Source organism: Gordonia sp. LMA484 (assembly GCF_058129505.1).
In genome coordinates, this window is record NZ_CM176700.1 from 6,471,594 (window position 1) to 6,489,955 (window position 18,362).

19 protein-coding genes are annotated in these 18,362 nt (G+C 63.7%); 9 read left to right on the forward strand and 10 right to left on the reverse strand.

Translation table 11 applies throughout. From position 1 onward, the window contains the following. Positions 1-157: 157 nt before the first annotated feature. From AC4AMJ_RS28785 to AC4AMJ_RS28800, 4 genes are read left to right on the forward strand one after another with little or no spacing between them, the layout of a single operon-like run. Positions 158-1,540, forward strand: coding sequence for an MFS transporter (locus AC4AMJ_RS28785; RefSeq protein WP_489916411.1), 1,383 nt, complete (start codon positions 158-160; stop codon positions 1,538-1,540). Then, positions 1,537-2,352, forward strand: a complete 816-nt coding sequence (locus tag AC4AMJ_RS28790; RefSeq protein ID WP_489916413.1) for an SDR family NAD(P)-dependent oxidoreductase — start codon at positions 1,537-1,539, stop codon at positions 2,350-2,352. Before AC4AMJ_RS28785 ends, AC4AMJ_RS28790 begins: the two co-directional genes overlap by 4 nt. Then, positions 2,345-4,243 carry an AMP-binding protein gene (locus AC4AMJ_RS28795; protein ID WP_489916415.1) on the forward strand — a complete coding sequence of 633 codons (1,899 nt, stop codon included), beginning with the start codon at positions 2,345-2,347 and terminating at the stop codon, positions 4,241-4,243. The genes AC4AMJ_RS28790 and AC4AMJ_RS28795 overlap by 8 nt, the downstream gene beginning before the upstream one ends. Positions 4,244-4,251: 8 nt before the next feature. Continuing rightward, complete coding sequence (locus tag AC4AMJ_RS28800; RefSeq protein WP_489897673.1) at positions 4,252-5,097, forward strand: PaaX family transcriptional regulator; 846 nt, start codon at positions 4,252-4,254, stop codon at positions 5,095-5,097. Positions 5,098-5,263: 166 nt separating this feature from the next. On the opposite strand, the gene AC4AMJ_RS28805 is transcribed toward AC4AMJ_RS28800, so the two are convergent. The 6 genes from AC4AMJ_RS28805 to AC4AMJ_RS28830 form a co-directional block, all read right to left on the reverse strand. Next, complete coding sequence (locus AC4AMJ_RS28805) at positions 5,264-5,773, reverse strand: hypothetical protein (RefSeq protein WP_489897672.1); 510 nt, start codon at positions 5,771-5,773, stop codon at positions 5,264-5,266. Next, the gene (locus AC4AMJ_RS28810) at positions 5,770-6,708 is read right to left on the reverse strand and encodes an acyl-CoA dehydratase activase (RefSeq protein WP_489897671.1); all 939 of its coding nucleotides are present in this window, start codon (positions 6,706-6,708) and stop codon (positions 5,770-5,772) included. The genes AC4AMJ_RS28805 and AC4AMJ_RS28810 overlap by 4 nt, the downstream gene beginning before the upstream one ends. Next, the gene (locus AC4AMJ_RS28815) at positions 6,708-8,048 is read right to left on the reverse strand and encodes a 2-hydroxyacyl-CoA dehydratase subunit D (RefSeq protein ID WP_489897670.1); all 1,341 of its coding nucleotides are present in this window, start codon (positions 8,046-8,048) and stop codon (positions 6,708-6,710) included. Before AC4AMJ_RS28815 ends, AC4AMJ_RS28810 begins: the two co-directional genes overlap by 1 nt. Before the next feature lie 16 nt (positions 8,049-8,064). After that, on the reverse strand, positions 8,065-9,237 hold the full coding sequence (locus AC4AMJ_RS28820) for a 2-hydroxyacyl-CoA dehydratase subunit D (RefSeq protein ID WP_489916417.1): 1,173 nt from the start codon (positions 9,235-9,237) through the stop codon (positions 8,065-8,067). Between the two features lie 154 nt (positions 9,238-9,391). Continuing rightward, positions 9,392-10,243, reverse strand: coding sequence for a PaaX family transcriptional regulator (locus AC4AMJ_RS28825; protein ID WP_489916419.1), 852 nt, complete (start codon positions 10,241-10,243; stop codon positions 9,392-9,394). A 35-nt stretch (positions 10,244-10,278) separates the two neighbouring features. After that, a complete protein-coding gene (locus AC4AMJ_RS28830; RefSeq protein WP_489916421.1) occupies positions 10,279-11,331 on the reverse strand; it encodes an NAD(P)H-dependent flavin oxidoreductase in 1,053 nt (350 codons plus the stop codon). Positions 11,332-11,492: 161 nt separating this feature from the next. Here AC4AMJ_RS28830 and AC4AMJ_RS28835 point away from each other — a divergent pair, with 161 nt between their 5' ends. The 4 genes from AC4AMJ_RS28835 (at position 11,493) to AC4AMJ_RS28850 (ending at position 14,986) form a co-directional block, all read left to right on the forward strand. Then, positions 11,493-12,284, forward strand: coding sequence for an SDR family NAD(P)-dependent oxidoreductase (locus tag AC4AMJ_RS28835; protein ID WP_489897666.1), 792 nt, complete (start codon positions 11,493-11,495; stop codon positions 12,282-12,284). A gap of 48 nt (positions 12,285-12,332) precedes the next feature. Then, on the forward strand, positions 12,333-12,590 hold the full coding sequence (locus AC4AMJ_RS28840) for a hypothetical protein (protein ID WP_489897665.1): 258 nt from the start codon (positions 12,333-12,335) through the stop codon (positions 12,588-12,590). Further along, positions 12,581-13,150, forward strand: coding sequence for a PaaI family thioesterase (locus tag AC4AMJ_RS28845; RefSeq protein WP_489916423.1), 570 nt, complete (start codon positions 12,581-12,583; stop codon positions 13,148-13,150). Before AC4AMJ_RS28840 ends, AC4AMJ_RS28845 begins: the two co-directional genes overlap by 10 nt. Before the next feature lie 195 nt (positions 13,151-13,345). After that, positions 13,346-14,986, forward strand: coding sequence for an AMP-binding protein (locus AC4AMJ_RS28850; RefSeq protein ID WP_489916425.1), 1,641 nt, complete (start codon positions 13,346-13,348; stop codon positions 14,984-14,986). Positions 14,987-15,369: 383 nt separating this feature from the next. Here the strand turns inward: AC4AMJ_RS28850 and AC4AMJ_RS28855 are convergent, their stop codons facing one another. From AC4AMJ_RS28855 to AC4AMJ_RS28870, 4 genes are all read right to left on the reverse strand, one after another. Beyond that, positions 15,370-15,642, reverse strand: coding sequence for a GlsB/YeaQ/YmgE family stress response membrane protein (locus AC4AMJ_RS28855; RefSeq protein WP_489916427.1), 273 nt, complete (start codon positions 15,640-15,642; stop codon positions 15,370-15,372). Positions 15,643-15,730: 88 nt separating this feature from the next. Further along, positions 15,731-15,928: a CsbD family protein gene (locus tag AC4AMJ_RS28860; protein WP_489897661.1), complete on the reverse strand. Its 198-nt coding sequence runs from the start codon at positions 15,926-15,928 to the stop codon at positions 15,731-15,733. 187 nt (positions 15,929-16,115) lie between these two features. Then, complete coding sequence (locus AC4AMJ_RS28865) at positions 16,116-17,117, reverse strand: zinc-binding metallopeptidase family protein (protein WP_489897660.1); 1,002 nt, start codon at positions 17,115-17,117, stop codon at positions 16,116-16,118. A gap of 24 nt (positions 17,118-17,141) precedes the next feature. Further along, positions 17,142-17,642 (reverse strand): hemerythrin domain-containing protein, encoded by a 501-nt coding sequence (locus AC4AMJ_RS28870; RefSeq protein ID WP_489916429.1) that lies wholly within the window; start codon positions 17,640-17,642, stop codon positions 17,142-17,144. Positions 17,643-18,065: 423 nt separating this feature from the next. Between AC4AMJ_RS28870 and AC4AMJ_RS28875 the strand changes: the two genes are divergently transcribed. Continuing rightward, positions 18,066-18,341 (forward strand): hypothetical protein, encoded by a 276-nt coding sequence (locus AC4AMJ_RS28875; protein ID WP_489916431.1) that lies wholly within the window; start codon positions 18,066-18,068, stop codon positions 18,339-18,341. The last annotated feature ends 21 nt before the right edge of the window (positions 18,342-18,362 follow it).

Below are 18,362 nucleotides of genomic sequence, written 5' to 3' on the forward strand. Positions count from 1 at the left end.
TGAATAAGCTGGCGCACAATGCTGTTCGTTGAATTCAAGATCCAACGGGTCTTGACGAGACGAACATCACATTCTATGGTCGTACCATTCGTCGCTCAGCCGCAACGATGTCGCGATCGTTTCGCTCGTCACACCAACCACCGCCTCAGGAGTTGAAATGCCCACACCCCCACCAGTCGTCGGTGCAGCGACGTCCACGAGAGCGACGTCGCGTCGCGCGTCCCTTGCGGCCTTCTCAGGGTCGGCGATCGAGTACTACGACCTCGTCGCGTACGGAACCGCCGCAGCGCTCGTCTTCGGAGATCTGTTCTTCCGCGACGTCAGCACTCACGTGGCACTGTTGCTGTCATTTGCGACGTTCGCCGCGGGCTACCTGGCGCGGCCGGTCGGCGGTCTGCTGTTCGGCTACATCGGCGACAAGCACGGTCGCAGGACGGCCGTCCTCCTCACCATCACGATCATGGGCGCCGCCACCGTGTGCATCGGTCTACTCCCGACATATGACACGATCGGGGCGTTCGCCCCGGTTCTGCTGGTGGTGCTGCGAGTGCTCCAGGGCCTTGCCGTCGGTGGGGAGCTCGGCGGCGCGGTCCTGATCTCGGTCGAACACGCCCCCCGTGACAAGCGAGGGTTCTACGGCAGCTTCTCGACCGCAGGTGCTCAAGGTGGCACTCTCCTGGCGACGATCGTCTTCGCGATCGTGACCCTGATGCCGGACGCGCAGTTCGACTCGTGGGGATGGCGAGTTCCATTTCTCCTGAGTGCCGTCATCGTGTTCGTCGGTATGATCATCCGCCGAGGGTTGGACGAGACGCCCGATTTCAAACAGAGTCAGATGGACCGTGCGGCTGTCTCGACCGCGTCTGTCGAGGTGAAACAGCGGCCGATCCGCGACGCGCTCATGAAGTATCCGATGACCATCCTGGGTATCACCTTCATCATGGCCGGCATGATGTCGATCTGGTATGTGATCACCGTCTACAGCCTGAGCTATGCGGTCGGCAATTCGGGAATCCCCCGTACCAGCATGTTGTGGGTGGTCTCGGCGGCAACGCTGGTCGTGGTCCTCATGAACCCTGTGTGGGGTGCGCTCTCGGACCGGGTCAGTCGCAGCCGACTGATCGTGTTCGGCCTGCTCGCAGAGTCTCTGTTGCTGTTCCTCTACTTCGCGATGCTCGGGGTGGGCAACATCTTCCTGGTGTTCATCTCGCTGATTCTGGTCGCAGGCCTGGGCCATGCGGTGGTCAACGGAATATTTCCCGCATTCGTCGTCGAGAGTTTGCCCGCCGCAGTGCGGTACACGGCGGGTTCGTTCGGAATGCAGCTGGCCGCGTTGGTGGCCGGCTTCGCACCGCTGGTCGCCACTGCCCTCGAGCCCACCGCCGGTGGTGTGTGGACTGTCTGCGCACTGTGCCTGGCCATGTGCACACTTGGCGCCGTGAGTGCGACCTACATCGTCAAGATCTATGCCCCACAACATGACATGACGCCGGCGGCGGCACCGACCGTCGCTCCCAAGGAAGCGAGCAGCGCCCAATGACCAACGCACCCAACACAACCGCCCTGACCCCTCGGGACGGGTACGACTTCCGTGATACCGGCGTACTGATCGCCGGCGGGACATCGGGCGTCGGGCTCTCCACCGCGCGGTTCTTCGCGGACTGCGGAGCCGTGAAACAGGTGATCGTCGGACGCAACGAGGCACGTGGGAAGGACGCGGTGAACGCGTTGGCGTCATCGCACCCCGGATGCGACGTGCAGTTCATCTCCGCAGACCTCAACGAGGTCGGCGTCGCCGACGACGTCGTCCGGCAGGCACATGAGCATCTGGGTTCTGTCGACGTTCTCGTGAACTCCACGGTTGCTCAGTATCAGCCGACGTTGCTGCACGACATCACGCCGGAGAATCTGGCGGACATCTTGGTCCAGCAGGCCCTGGGACCGATCCTGATGAGCAAAGCAGTCCTGTCCGGGATGCGCGAACAAGGGCACGGATCGATCGTCACGATCGCGTCGGACGCGGCGAAGGTCCCCACTCCGGGTGAAACCGGGATCGGAGCGGCGATGGCCGCCATCGTCACCTTCTCCCAGACACTCGCCGTCGAAGCCAAGCGGTACGGGGTGCGGGTCAACGTCCTGACGCCTTCGCTGATCGTCAACACCGGCTCGTACGACCGCGCGATGAGTGCCGATTTCAGCAAGAAGATCTTCGACAAGATCGTCTCGCAGGCCCAGCTCGGATTGACCGAGCCGGAGGATCTCGCCAACGCAATCCTCTTCCTCGCATCACCGCTCTCGCGGTTGATCACCGGACAGGTGATCAGTGTGAACGGGGGGATCTCTGTTGTCTGAAACGCGCGCGCAGCGTGCCGTTGTCCGGCACCGGGTTCGCTCTCAGGGGGATATCGTCGACGTCGAGCGCCGTGGTCACGAGCATTTGCTGCCCGCTGCGACTGTGTACGGATGTCTCGTCGAATCAGCCCGTCGCTTCCCCGACAAGGCGGCGATCGTGCACCTCGAGACTCCCGACTTCATGACCCCGACACGAACGGTGACCTACCGTGAACTCGCGGAATCGGTGAACCAGGCGGCATCGATGTTCCTCGAACGGGCTGCGGGCGCGCCGAGTGTCGTCGCGGTCATGTTACCGATGCTCCCCGAGGGCCTCATCGCGACATGGGGGGCGCAGCGAGCGGGTATCACAGTGCCGCTCAACCCGTTTCTCGAGCTCACCTCGCTCGTCAACACCCTCCAGCGCACAGCGGCGACGGTGCTGGTGACGACCAACGAAATCCTTGCCGAGCGGGATACGGACGTCTCGGCGATGAGGAGAGCGGTTCCGACGCTGACGGACATCCTCCTCGTCAGTGATGATCACGACACGTTCGGTGAGACACTGGACCAACATCGTGGTCGCAGCATCGACGTCGACGACGATCCCGACCGCGACTGCATGGTGATGCCCACCGGCGGCACGACTGGCGCACCGAAACTGGTGCGGATGTCGCAGCACGGCCAGTTGGTCATCGCGTGGAACGTCGGTGCGCTGATGGGCTCGGAAGAAGACACCGTGATCGGGCACGGCATGCCGAACTTCCATTGCGGAGGCAGCATCGCTCTGGCCCTTCGGTCCGTGGTGTACGGGCAGACGTTGCTGACGCTCACGTCGGGCGGCTTCCGGTCCCGAGATGTCGTCGACAACTTCTGGGACATCGTGGAGCGGTACCGCATGACCTCGACAATGGCCACCCCGACCACCGCATTCGCGCTGTTCCACGGCCGATCGGCGCCGAACGGCCCCACGACCTTGACCGACTTCAACGTCGGTGGCAGCACCGTCTCGACGGCGCTGATCCGCAGCTTCCACGAGCGGTTCGGCATATGGCTGCGAGAATGCTGGGGCGGCACCGAGTTCCATGGCACGATCACCGGGCATCCCAACGACGGTGAAGAACCCCGGATCGGTTCTGCCGGACGGCCGCTACCCCACGCACGGGTCCGCGCCGCGATCCTCGAAGGCGACGGGTCCTGGGTACGCGACTGCACGCCCGGTGAGCGTGGGGAGCTGCTGGTCGGTGGCCCGACCGTCAGCCGGGGCTACCTCGACGAGCAGATCAACCGGCAGTTCTTCGCGCGTGGTGTACCCGGTGACGGTATGTGGGGCCGAACCGGGGACATCGGTGCCGTGGATGACGACGGATACGTGTGGGTGTCCGGTCGCAGCAAGGACCTGATCATCCGCGGCGGGCACAACATCGATCCTCGAGATATCGAGGAAGCGCTGGGTACCCATCCGGCCGTGGAGATGGTTGCCGCGGTGGGCAGACCCGACAAGGCAAAAGGAGAGATGCCGGTCGCGTACGTGCAACTGGAGGCCGGGTGCCACGTAGAACCGGCCGATCTGTTGACGTTCTGCCGGAGTTCGGTTCAGGAGAAGGCGGCAGTGCCGGCGAAAGTGGTGGTGCTCGACAGACTGCCACTGACACCGGTGGGGAAGATCGCGAAGCCCGCTCTGCGCCACCTGGCCCTGGAAGACGAAGTACGACAGGTGGTGTCGAGCTGTAGCCGAGCACCAGTCGACTGCGTCATCGATATCGATGAGACCGGGCTGCGACGCGAGGTCACGGTCCTCCTGTCCACGGATGCGGCGTCGCACGTCGACATCGAATCCTTGGCGGACGAGCTGAGTGCCTATGAGTTCCTGTCACGGGTCGAAGTGGGTAAATTGGTGGGCACACCGTAGGAGGATTCGTGATCGCGTACAGCCGCTTGGCTCAACAGCCACTTCCGCCACCGAGTGCGCGGTCGATGCTGTTGACGGTCATCGGTGAGTTCTTGTTCGAGTCGGACGACGGTGCGTGGACCGCAGCCCTGATGAAGCTGCTCGGTGGGATGGGTATCGAGGAACACGCTGCCCGGCAACTTCTCTCGCGTGCCGCATCGGCCAAGTGGATCGAGCGGGAACGAATCGGGCGCGCAGTACGATGGCACCTCGCCGATCATGGTCGGGCGCTAGCCGCTGACGGCATCAAACGGTCGAATGCCTATCTCGCGGGGCCGTCGCCGTGGGATAACGAGTGGCTGATGTTGACTGTGACGGTGTCGCAACGGAAGAGCACCGTGCGCAACCGACTCAACGGAGGTCTGACCTGGCTCGGCATGGGCAATGTCACGCCGGGGGTGTGGGTCACGCCCCATATAGATCGCGCGCGGGAACTCGCTGAATTGGTGACATCGCTGGGTTTGTCCGACACCGCGCTCGTGGTGACCGGGGGTGTCGCAGCCGGAGGTCTCGACAATGAGGCGATCGTGTCGCGAGCGTGGGACCTGACGGATCTGGCGGCGAGCTATCGGACGCTGCTCGCCCAGGACGGGGTGACCGAGCCCTCCGACGGTGCCGAGGTGCTTCTCGCCTATGTCGAATTGGTTTCTCTCCAACAGCGATTCATGCGGTTGGATCCACAATTGCCAAAGGAGCTTCTGTCGGAATGGGTCGGCCGTGACGGCGCAGCGCTTTTCCGGCAACGGCGCGAGCAATGGTCGGCACAGGCGCACGCGTACTGGGCCCTGCTCGTCGAGGAGTCTGCTCCTCGCTAGCGGAGCTCGTGGTGTGTCTCGGAAATAGGCGACTGGTATCCGGTGGAGCGATCGGCGTCTGGCAAGGCGGAGGAGGGAGTGATAGCGGCGCTATCTCGACCGACGACAACGCGGCCAGGCGTCGATCGAACGCCGGAGACCAGTCGCCTATTTCTGAGACACACCACTAGGGCGTACCGGCGTCGAGAGACGTTCGCGCCGCCAGGGCGGTTTCCACAATCGCGGTGGCCAGTTCGTCCGGCGCGCGCCCACCGGAGAGGTCTATCGCGCAGGTGTGCACGCCTCCATCGATATTGTCACCGTCGGAAGCGCCGCCCCGGATCACGACTCCCTCGCTCCGGTCGACCATGGTCTGTCTGATGACGTCACTGACCACCTCGGGTGCTGACCCGAAAGTCACGACGATGTCTGCGTCGCCGAGCGAAGCTGAGAGTTCGTTGACCATCCGCTGCGCCTCGGACCCCGACGAGAGATCGCCCGACGCTGCCACCGCCCACATGCCCGACGCCGCGGCGAATACCGCCTGGGCGGTGGCCTCTGCGCGTGCGGCATCTGCACTCACGATGCCGATGCGTTGCGACCCGGCCCGGACGAAGTGGAGCGCCACGAGACGCCCGAGCGGGGTGTCGTCGTCGACGACGACGACCGTGGAGTCGTTGAGACCCACAGGCGTCACAACTTGCTCCGCAGGGTCAGCGGGACAGGCTCGTGATCGTGACTGTGGCCCAGGCTTCCGTCGCATCCCTGGCACTGCGGAACAATCCCGTTCGCACGGTCGGTGAGTTGCCCTTTCGCTGCCGAGTCACGGGTCTCGGTGTGACCGAGCGAGCCGAGGTACCCGTCACGTGCGAGCAGTCCCGCGCCGTAGGCGCCGGCGATCTGCGGTTCGGCAAGTAATTCCACCGGGTGCCGAAGCGCCTTCTCGAGGTAGTGGCGCGCCGCCTCGTTGCGAGCGACCCCACCGGTCATCACCGTCGGCGTGGCCTTGCCGACCTGCGACACGAGTCCAACCGTGCGCGCGGCGACGGCCTTGTGCACGGATGCCGCGATATCGGGCTTCGCCTGGCCCTGGGCCAGCATCGAGATGACTTCGGTCTCGGCGAAGGTCGCACACATACTGCTCACCTCGAGACCGTCGGTTCCGGACATGGCCAGCGCCCCGACCTCGCTCACATCCACTTCCAGGGCACGTGCGAGAACATCAAAGAAGCGTCCGGTGCCACTCGCGCATCGATCGTTCATGGCGAAACGGTCAACCAGGCCGTCGTCGTCGACGGCAATCGCCTTGCTGTCCTGGCCGCCGATGTCGATCACCAGACGAACCCCGGGATGCATGGCGGCGGCACCGCGGGCATGGCAGGTGATCTCGGTGAACGAACGATCAGCACCCGGTACGAGCTTGCGCCCGTAGCCGGTACTGATGGTGCGTTTGATCTGTTGCGCATCCACGTGCGCCGCCGCCAACGCCCGATCCATCGCTAGGACGACTGCGTCGCGGCTGACCGCGCCCATCTGCACAACGCTCGATCCGACACGTCTGCCGTCCTGATCGACGACGACCGCCTTGGCGGTCGTCGACCCGAGATCGACCCCCATCGTGTACCAGGTCATCAGACCAGTGATTTCGTGCGTTGCACGTCGATCGCCTCCAGCATCGCCTCGAGGCGGCTGTCGAACAGCTCGTCGTTGTAGAAGGATGCGTCTGCGACATCGCCTTCGAAGAAGAACGACTTCACACCGCGTTCACGCTCGGCCGTCTTCGCCAACATGGTCTGTGGATTCGTCATGGCCCGGCAGGTTCGAGTCGAGTGGAAGGCGATGCCGTCGATCGCGTACTCGTCGAGCCGGCGCAGCAACAGCTCCTGCAGGTTCTTCAGCCCGTGGTTCAACGGGCATAGCAGATAGTGTTGCGCCATGCCGCGCAGCGGGTTGTCGACATCGATGAGTTGTGGTTCCTGCCAGAATGATTCATGGGTGTAGCGGCCGGCCACGACCGATACGTCGTACTCGGCGAACTTCCTCGTCAGGAAACCGAGCTTGTTCCAGTTCATGATCCCGTCGAAGTACACGCGGTAGCGCTCGTCTTTCACCGCGGACACGCCGTCCCGTAGGCGCTGCTCTATTTCGGCCTTCACCCCGGCGAAGTAGTCGACGAGAGCCTGATTGCCCGGCAGGAAGTTGATGGGTGCGATGCTGGCGACCCAATCCCAGTATGTCGCCGGCGTCGGTGCGTGAGTGCACAGCTGCATCGCCTCGAGTCGTAGTTCGGAGGCGCGCTTGATGTAGGACATACTCTCGCTCAACACATCCCAGTCGAACGGACGACCTGTCTGGTGCTCCAGGAAGCTGACCAGCTCGCGGAGCTGTCCCTCGGCGTAGTCGCTGACCTCGGTCCATTCCTCGCCACGCATGTAGCCGGCGTCGGGCTTGTTGCCCCACAGCATCGGCAGCGAGACGTTGAAGACGGGGAGCTTACGATCGAAGACGCGGTAGGTCATCGCATCCCACTGCTGACCGGTGCTGCAGCCTGCGTAGCCGTTGACGAAGAAGTCCGGTGCGGGCAGTTTTGCGGCGAGTTCTTTCTGGTCCAGTAGGCCGACCACACCGGTCTCGCTTTCGGTGCGACTCTGCTGCGTCAGGACCGCGCATCCCAGATGTGTCCTGGCATATGAACACAATTCGCCGATGTACCCGTACTCGGCGCCCGCTGCCTGCGCGGGCTCTTCGAGATGCTGCGCCGCCAGGCGCGCCGCGAATGCCTCGCCGTGACACCACTCGAGACCCGCCGCTTGGAACAGGGGGTTCATGGCGGCCCCGTTGTACCAGACGACGTGCTTGCCGCGTTCCTTCGCGGTGAAGATGTTCTCCCAGTAATCGGCGGTCATCTTGCCGCCGACTCGGGTGCTGGACAACTTGTTGGTCTTGTCTTTCTGGAACAGTTCGGTTTGCACAATGCACTCCTTGGGTTCAGACCGCGACCGGCGCCACGCGGCGGCGGATTCGCTCGACGAAGGTCTCCATCTGCGTACGCAGTTTCTCGACCGGGATTCCCTCATGTTCCGTCTCGATCAGCAGTGAGGGAATGTTGTGGCTGTCCAGTGCCTTGCGCAGCTCTGGGTAATACAACATGTGCGGTTCACAGAATTTGGCCATCAAGACCAGCACGCCGGAGGCTCCATTGGCCGCAATGGAGTTCAGAAGGTAGGTATCCCAATCGACTTCGCTGGTCACGCGAGTAGGGCACGGTGTCGTGACATTGCGCTCGAGGTACCACGAAGACAGGGCCGCGAGTGGATCTTCGCTCTCGGGAACATCGGTCGAGATGTACCGATATCCGGTGTAGAGATCGTCGTCTACGACGATCGCGCCGGACTCCTCGATGACGTCGAGGATCTCTGGTCGCGGGGCGTGGCAGAAGTGGCCCGAGATGTGCAGGCGGACGACGTCATCCGGCTCGTTGTCCGGAACTGTCAGTTCGGCGAGGATGGTCTGCAGGATGGCCGTGTGCTGGTCGATATCCATCACCATGCTCGACTTGACCAACAGCTGCATCTCGCTCGCGGTGATGCGCGCACGACCCGACCGCCGCAGTGCGTAGAAGTGACGGAGAAGTTGTCGATTCCTGTTGAACGCCTTGATACTTGCCGAGAGTGTGTCAGTCTCGACCGCTGTCCCGGTCACGGTTTCGATCTGTGACTTCAGCTCATCGATCCGGCCGTCCACCCGCGGTTTCGTCCACGCGTCATCCATGGCGCTGGTGAACTGTGCGAAGTGGACGGGCTTTTCCGGCCGGGTATATCGAATGGCGTCGACCGCGCCCAGCAGCTGGACGCAATGGTCGGCCGCGACGAGGGCGTCGAACACATCCAGTTCGCCGATGGCGGCCTGATCGGCGACGCTCCGCGTGTATCCGCAGTAGAACTCGGCGAGCAGGCTCCGGCCCTCGGTGATGGGCGTCCGGCTCTCCTGGATGATCACCGGCAGCGCGCCGGCCGCGTGGACCAGCTCGACGGGGAAATTCATCGGGAAGGACCCGACCACGGGGCGCTGGTGGCCCGTTTTCCAGTCGTGGGCGTAGGTGACGGGGTCGTCGGCGACCGTTTGCAGCATCGCCATCGAGGGTGCGTGGAGTTCGCTCACGGGATTCCTTTGGCTGTGGATGAGACGCGGTGGCTGTGGACTGGGAAAGTCTCATCGTGGCGTCGATCAAATACTACATCTACAGGGTGGAGATGTCTAGAAATGTAAAATGTGCTGCGGGCAGGATTCAGCAGGGCGATGAGTCCTGGAAAATTCAGTCGAGGCGGGCGATCGTCAGCCAGTGTGCATGCGCCGCGGGTGCGCGTTCGGCACGCAGGGCCTGTAGCCGATGGACGACCGTGAGGCCGGGCCAGTCAGGCAGGAGCTCGTGTGGCAGTTGCGGATCCATATAAGGGGTGTGGCGCAGGGCGTCGATCAGCTCGATGTGTGCCACCAGGGCCTCCTTGCCCGCGAGCTGTTCGGGGTGGTCGAATCGCTCCCGCAACTCGTCGTATGCCGCCGAGACCTTCTCGAGGTCCCATGACCGCTCCACGAGTTCGGCCTCGGGTATCCCGATCGTCGCGGTCGATCCGATGAACGAGATCGTGTTGGTCGACAACCCGAGAGACTCGATCGCTGCCTGGGCTTCAGGCAGTCGTTCGACGTGGGGAGTGACCCAGATTCCCGCGCTCGGATTCCCGAAACCGGCCCACCGTAAGGCCGCGTACAACTTCTTGCGGGTCGCGCGATGCGATTCGGGAATCGGCACGATGATCACCAGCCACTTGCCATCCCAACGGCGGCCGGCAGAGGCATCGGGAAACACCCGGTTGACGCCCTCGCGAAAGAGCTCGTACGTACGCTCGGTGACCGCCCACTTCGTCTCGCGTCCATCACGCTCGGCGGAGATCAATCCGGACGCCCCTGCCCGGGCTATTGCCTGCCGACTCGCCGACTCTCCGAAGCCCACACCGGTGAGCGCGTAGAGCAGTGCCGCTGTGTGTACCGGTTGGCGGTATGGCGCGACGAGCTCACCGAGGATGGAGATCAGAGCAGATCGAGCGCTGCCGATCGAGGTCGCGGGCCTTTCCGCCGACTCGGCGGCACGATCGGTCATGAGCGACATCGTAGCGACTGCCCCTGCCGCTCACGCCTGAGCGGTCACGCGGAAACCGCCGGTGTCCGAACCGATGAAGCGAGTGTGCGGAGGATCTCCGCCGCACCTCGGGCCGTGCTCGGGACGAACTCCGCGATGTCGATGATGTCGTCGATCGCCGAAGCCACCTGCCCGGCCAGGACCAGTCCGTGTTCCACATCCCCGTCGGTCTGTGCACGCTGCATCGATTCGATCTTCCAGCGGGTGAGTTCAACGGCGTCGACGATCTCGCCGGAGTCCTGACCGCCGTGATCCGAGAGCTGTCGGGATGCCGTGTTTCTGAGGCCTCGGCAGGGTCCGTACACACCGTCGAAGGCGACGTCATCGCCTTCCTTGGCGTCGATGAGCGCCTGAATGTAGGCCGGATGCCAATCGGTGTTCGCAGTGCTGGTGATGAATCGGGTGCCCATGGCAACACCGGCGGCGCCCATCGCCATGGCGGCCGCGAGACCGCGGGCGTCTCTGGCGCCACCGGTCAGCAGGACCGGGACGTCGACGGCCTCGGTCACGCTGGGAACGAGAACGTAGGAGTGCACGGCCTTACTCGGCGCATGTCCACCCATCTCGAATCCGGCGGCGATGATGACATCGACGCCCGCCTCGGCGGCTTTGACGGCCTGCCGCGTCGAGCCGACCTTGTGCTGGTGGATCATTCCGGCCTCCTTGATCAACCCGATGTAGTCGCCGGGGAACCCTGCCGAGGTCGTGAGAACGGTCAGTTGGCGGGCAAGCTCGGCGTCGGCGCGGCGCGCATCGAGCACCATCCGGATGTAGACGTCGGTGAACGGCAACACGACCCCGTTGCCGTCGACGCCAACCGGAATGTTCACCGCGAACCGGCGGTCGGTCAACGATCGGCATTCCTCGATGTGCTCACGGAACATTCGTGCGCCGGCCGCCAGGTCTGAGGGCATACCCGGCATGGAGACCGTGCCCAGTCCGCCCGCGTTCGACACGGCGGCGGCGAGCTTCGGCGTTCGGAAGGGGCCGAGCCCTTCTTGAACGATCGGATGGTCGATCTCGACGAGCTGGGTGTAGCGGTTGACTATGGGGTTCATGTTGTCTCCAGGACGTTGAGGGCCGGCGGCCCCGCGGATGCTCGACGAGGTTCAGACGATACAACTATAGATAGAAAGTTGTCTATGGTGTAAAACTTGAGGGCATGCACGCGCGATCGGCGCGTGCGAGTCGTTGATTGTTGTCTTGAGAGGTGAAGCGGATGTCAGAGCCCCCACTGGTTCGAAAGTACGAGGAATCCGGCGCCATCATCGTCGGCGGGACGTCGGGCGTCGGACTCGCGACAGCTCTCGGCTTCGCCGATGCAGGAGTCAGGCGGATGGTGCTCGTCGGTCGCAACGAGGAGCGTGGAAAACAGGCGCGGAAGACGGTGCTCCACGGCCACCCCGAGGTCGACGTCAGGTTCATTGCGGCCGACGCCTCCGACGAGGGCGAGGTCGACCGCGTCGTCTCTGTCGCGTACGAGGCGATGGGGTCGGTGGACATCTGTGTCAATTCGACCACGACGGCCTACAAACCGGAGTTGCTGCATCGGACGCCCGCCACGTCGATTTCCTCCATTCTGACCGGGCAGGCGCTGCCGCCCATGCTGTTCACGCGTGCGGTCCTTCCCCTGATGCAGGCGCAGGGAGGGGGGAGCATCATCAACATCGCCTCGGATGCCGCGAAGGTCCCGACACCGGGGGAGAGCGCCCTGGGTGCTGCGATGGCCGCAATCGTCATGTTCTCGCGCGTCGCCGCAGTGGAGGCCAAGCGAAATGGCGTGCGGGTCAACGCGGTCACGCCCTCCCTCATCGAGGGAACCCGCACCGCGGACAATGTGCTGAGCGACGGATTCAGTCGGTCGCTGTTCGAAAAGGCGGCGACCCAAGCGCATCTCGGTGTGGCCGTGCCGGAAGATCTGGCCGCCCTGATCGTCTTCCTCGGTGGCCCCGCCGCAGCTCGACTGACGGGCCAGACCATCAGCGTCAACGGTGGAATATCCGCGTTCTGACGATGTCTTACGCAACGGTCGGGCTTCACTGGGCGCGGGAGGTGCACATTGGCCGTCGTCATCGAAGACCGGGACGGTGCGCCGGCGGTCGATCCGCCGATCACCGCGGTCATGGGAAATCCCGAGGCGGTGTTCGGCGTCCGTTCGGTGACCGGGACCGCCGGCAGCACGGTGGGGGCGATGACGGCCGGCGACTGGCTCCGCGGTAGGGACGGTCGGCGGGCTTATGGGGCACTCGGCGTCTTCATCGACACCTCGATCGGCAGTCCTGCGGTGGCTCACCGGCCGGAGGCAGCGTGGCGGTGACAACCGACTTGTCGATCACCTTCTGCGGCGTTCCGGACGTGGACGGTACTGAGCTCCGATCAGCGAGCCGCACCGTTTCGGTCGACAAACGATCAGCCGTCGCCGACGGCGAGGTCGTGAACTCTCGCGGTGTGATCGCAGCCAAAGCCGTTGAACGGGTGATGTTCACGCCCGATCAGCCGATAAACGGCGTGCAGATCTCACCTGACTCCATCGACCGCGACAGCGAGGACGTGATGGCACTGTTAGGAGGGCGATGTCGAGACGATGCGGTCCTGCTCGATGTCGGTCGACTCAGTCTCAATCCCGCCGGGGCACTCCATGGTGGCGTCGCGGTTTTCATGTCGGAGCGAGCAGCAAGCTGGACTGTGGGTGCACGCGTCGATGGACTGACACCGACTGCACTGCAGATGTCGTACATCCGGCCGGGACGTGCGGGTGCCCGGCTGGTGTTTCGTTGCCTGCCAGTACATGTGGGCAGGAACTCGGCCGTGGTCAGGGTCGAATCGCGAAGCCGGGACGGCAAGCTGTGCACCGTCGCGTCGATGACCTACCACTGACGGTGAAGGTCCTGATGATGCGATCGAACCCATTGCAGCACAATACTTCCGTCGCCATCCGGGCAGAACGGCGCAGTGCGGAACCCGGTTGCGGACCAATGGTAAGACCGTTACTATGTGACCTAGAGCACGCCAGGGCCGATCCATCCCGACGGCCGGCTGACGGATACTCTCGAACCTCGTATAGGAGAAATCATGGAGCTCACGACATCTGATTGGCCGGCCGTACCGAGCTCCGGCGTCAGGGACATCACGTTGCCAGGGCTGCTGCGGGAAGCAGCAGCGGCCGAACCAGACCGGGTGGCGCTGGTGGACGCTGTTCCGGACCCTGCCGGCCGTCGTTCGTGGACGTACGCGGAACTCCTGCGGGACACCGAGCGGTATGCGCGAGCGCTGTTGGCCGACTTCGAGCCCGGGGACCGCATCGCGATCTTCGCGGCGAACAGTGGCGACTGGGTGGTCCTGCAGCAGGCGATCGCGATGGCGGGAATGGTGGTAGTGGCCGCGAATCCCGCATACCGGCGAGATGAATTGGTATACGTTCTGCGGCAGTCCGGGGCCGTCGGGATCTTCTATCAGCGTTCCTACCGGGGTGCGGATCTGGCCGAGATCGTCGAGGCCGCCGGAGTGGACGTCGACACGGTGCACAAGACCATCCCCGACGACGAATGGCAGACATATGCCCAAGGCGGCGACCCGGCAGCCCGACTACCCCGCGTCGCGCCCACCGATCCAGTCCAGATCCAATACACGTCCGGAACGACCGGATTTCCGAAAGGTGCGTTGCTGCACCACAAGGGGATAGTGAACGAGGCCACCTTTGTCTTCGAGCGCGCTGGGATGGGCGATGGGGGCGTCTGTGTGAATGCCATGCCGATGTACCACATCGGCGGTGGGGCGGTCACCGAACTCGGGACCATGTCGGCGCACGGGACCTATGTGGTTCTGCCCGGTTTCGATCCGGCAGGTGTCCTCGAGGCGTACGAGACCTATCGCGGGACGCATGGCCTGCTCGTGCCGACGATGCTGATCGCACTGCTCGATCATCCCGACAGTGCCACCCGTGACCTCTCCAGTATGCAGACCGTGTTGTCGGGGGCCGCCACGGTGCCCGAGGCGCTGGTCCGCCGGGTCACCGAAACGTGGAACTGCAGCTTCTCGATCCTCTTCGGCCAGACCGAGATGCACGGGGTCATCAGCCAGACCAAGGTCACCGACAGCGCCGAAGATCAGGCGACCACTGTCGGGCAGCCACTTCCGGAACTGGAAGTTCGACTGGTGGACCCCGTCGATGGGCGAGTGGTCGCACTCGGCGAGCAAGGTGAGATCTGCTGCCGCGGTTACCAGAACATGATTGGCTATTTCGACATGCCGGAGGCGACGGCCGCCACCATCGACGCCGACGGGTGGCTGCACATGGGTGATCTCGCGACCATGGATGAACGGGGCTTCCTCAAGATCGCTGGACGACTGAAAGAGATGATCATTCGTGGTGGGGTCAACATCTATCCGCGAGAGATCGAGGACTTGCTCTTCGAGCATCCCGAGGTCCATGACGTGGTGGTTGTCGGAGTCCCCGACGATTATTGGGGCGAGCAGATCGGCGCGGTCATATGCTTGATCGACCCGGCTGTTCGCCCCGACCCCGATGAGTTGAAAGCGTGGTGCCGCGAGCGGATTTCGGCTCACAAGGTTCCGTCGATGTGGTTCTTCACGGATGCCCTCCCGATGACACCCTCGGGGAAGATCCAGAAGTTCAAGATCCGTGACCGGATCGTCGCCGGTGAGTTGGTTCCGGACAAGGTGACCAGTAGGACTGCTCCCGTTTCGGGCTGAGCACCACAGGGCTCGCACAGGCGATCAGTCGTTCCGAATCCGTCTCGGTGTCAGGGCCGCCGAAGTCACTTGGCAGTCTGTACACCGTGCTGCGTGAGAGCCGTCAGCGCGATGGTCACCCATGATGTCGCCGGTGTCTTACGGGCCTGCGCGTCCCACGTCGAGTGTCACGGCGCGGGACCGGGCTCATGATCGGGCCAGCCTATCCGGGCGACGATGCGACGTCTCCCCGGCGAATCCGGGCTGTTCGGATCCGATCCAGGTTGGGCCGGTACCGTCCGGTCATCCGAAGGTCAGCGGGGGAGTCTGCCAGACCCCCACACCACCAGACACGAACGGTCCGCATCGGAATCCGATGCGGACCGCTCAGCGTGTGCTTCAGATCACTGTCGTACCCGACGGCCACGGAGCGAGAGGTAGACGGCGATCAGGCCGATGGCCACGACGATGCCGACGATGAACGGTATGATCTCCCATCCGCCGTTGCTGTTGCTGTAGCCGACCTGGTAGGTCAGCCAGGTACCGATCAGAGACCCGAGCGCACCCAACACGATCGTGATGATGATGCCCATGTCCTGCTTGCCGGGCATGAGCAGTCGTGCGAGTGCGCCGACGATCAGACCGACGACGATCGCACTGATGATGGTTCCGATCATGCTTCACCTACTTCATGGTTGAGAGTGTCATCCAAGAGGATGTCACCGAAGAGAGCCACGGACTGCGCGTTGACGCACCGATCGCGGGTCAGTGCCCGGTCAGCTTGTCCTTCACCTTGCCGGCGGCGTCCTTCACGCTCTCGACGCCGTCTTTGACGGCCGACGACGCCTGGTCGCCCTTGCCCTCATTCTTGAGTTCGTCGTCGCCGGTGGCGCGACCGGTGGCCTCCTTGGCCTTGCCCTTCACGTCTTCTGTCTTGTTCGAGATCTTGTCGTCGAGACCCATATCGTTCTCCTTGAGTTGTCGGGTGTGGTGGCTACCCCCGCGGCGCGGGGATCAAACATCGAAACCATCACCGTCCTGTGGCGGGCAGTCTCAGCCGCCGTCGAGTGGCCACACCGTGCACGCAGGTGTTGCGGTTCGTACCGGGGATCGGTACGAACCGCAACACCTCGCGAGCCTGCGGCGCAGGTCAGGTCGGCGGCATCAGTCCGTGCACGAACCGGATCTTCTCGAGCACCTGTTCCGGCAGCACGAACGGGTACAGGTCGGGGTGACCCATGGACCGGTTGATCTGGTTGAGCGACCAGGTGAGCGGAAGCCACCACTCGATGACCTGGTCGAAACCCACATCGCCGGGCAGCACGCTGTCCAGCGTCGAACCCGCCGGTGCCATGGCGAATGCGGCGGCGGTGTCGAGGGTGTCGCGGATATGCAGGTAGTGCGCGAACGTCTCCGCGAAGTCTTCGGCCGGGTGCATCGTGGCGTAAGACGACACGTAATTCTGCTTCCAACCCGCCGGCGCACCCTCGGAATAGTGACGGTCCAACGCTGCCTGGTAGTCCTCGTCCGGGTCGCCGAACAGTTCTTCGAAGCGGCCCCGGACATCGTCGTCGATCAGGACGAGCTGGTAGTAGTGGCCGATCTCGTGCCGGAAATGGCCGAGCAACGTCCGGTAGGGCTCGTCGAGCTCGACACGTAGTTGCTCACGGTGCACATCGTCGCCCTCGGCGAGGTCCAGCGTGATCAACCCATTGTCATGGCCGGTGATGACCGACTCTTCGGAACTGGAGAGGAGGTCGAAGGCCAAGCCGGTCTCCGGATTCTCGTCACGTCCCTCGATCGGCAGCCGCAGTTCGTCGAGTTCCATGATCAGTCGGCGCTTGGCCGTCTCCGCGCGCCCGAACTCGGCCATGCCCTCGATGTCGGTCTCCGCGGGGTGGGTGCGGGTGAGCCGGCACGAGGTGCAGAGCGTCGCGACGCCGGTCCACGGAACCAGCCAGTTACATTGGGCCAGCCGGAAATTCTCGCACCGCTCGAGGAGCTGGCCGTCCACCTCGGCACGGTCCTTGTCGTCGAGCACGTACATGGTGCGGGTGGCCAGGTGGAATCCCAACGAACTCTGGCAGTGCAGGCATTTGCTGTTCTCGAAGGCGAGTCGTTGACCGCACTTCCGGCAGACGAAATCTCGCATGGATGTGGTGCTCCCTGTCCCTGGCTATTTGACGATCGCGTCGATGGTCTTCTTCAATGCTGACGGCTGTGCGGGGGAATGTGGGGCTTTTGCCTTCAATTCGAGCAGTTCCTCACCGAGTTCCTGAAGTTCCTTTCGCCCCAATGCCTTGCGCACCTCGGGGAACCACTCGTTCTCCTCCTCGTCGATGTGGTGTTCGACGTTCTCGATGAGGACGGTCGTCTTGGCGTCGAATCGCTCGTCATCGGGCTTCATCGTGACGAGTTCCATCACCAACAGGTCGGCGACATGGTGTTCCTCGTAGGACTCGAGGATGTCGGATTCGACATCGGGCACAGCCTTACGGACCGCCGGGTACATGCCTTCGTTCTCGATGTAGGTGTGTACGGTCAGCGCTTCGATGATCTTGGCGACGATGTCACCCTTGGTCTTCGTCGCGTTCGGGCCGGCGTTTCGGAAATCGCTGAACAGCTTCTTGATCTGCTTGTGGTCATCTTTGAGGAGCACGATGGCATCTGTCGACATCGGGGACCTTTCCCTGGGGCTTGGGATCGCACGAGCTTCATCGCCCGGCGACGCTGTCGGCCACAGAGTGCCCACACGTGGCGCGGGGTAAACCTCCCCGCACATCCACGTGGTCAGTCGGCCGCGGCATCCCGGGCGTCGCGGTGTATCGCTGTGCACTGTCGACCCGATGTCTTTACCTCGGGCGGCCGCCACGCGATGCCCCACTCCGCCTCCTCTCGTCGAATGACGATTCCCTCGATCTGGCGGTCGGGGTGTGCGAAAATCGATTCGGAGTCCGCCCCGGAAAGGCAGGTGGCACGACGCGGGCCAGTGAGCCAATTCCTTAGTGTCCCCAACGAAATGACCCGTCGGCTCCGCGACTCGTATCAGCAGACAATCAGTGGTCTGATTTCAATCTCGAGCTTTCAGAGGAGAGCAGCCATGGCCACCAGAATCCGAAAGATAGCGGTCGGCGTCACCCTCGGGGCGGCCGCCGCGCTGGCCCTGGCGCCCACGGCGTCGGCAGCGCCGTCACAGGCCACCGTCATGCAACCGAACCAAGCGGCCACCATCTACGTCCCCGACGTCCCGGTGCCGATTCTCCCGGTGCCACTACTCCCGGTCCCGCTCGTCCCGGTACCCGTGGTCCCGATCTTCCCGATCCCCGACGCCCCGAAGACGGTCTGCATCACGATCGTCTGCGTACCGGTCGACTGAGACCGGGACCGTTCCCGGCCG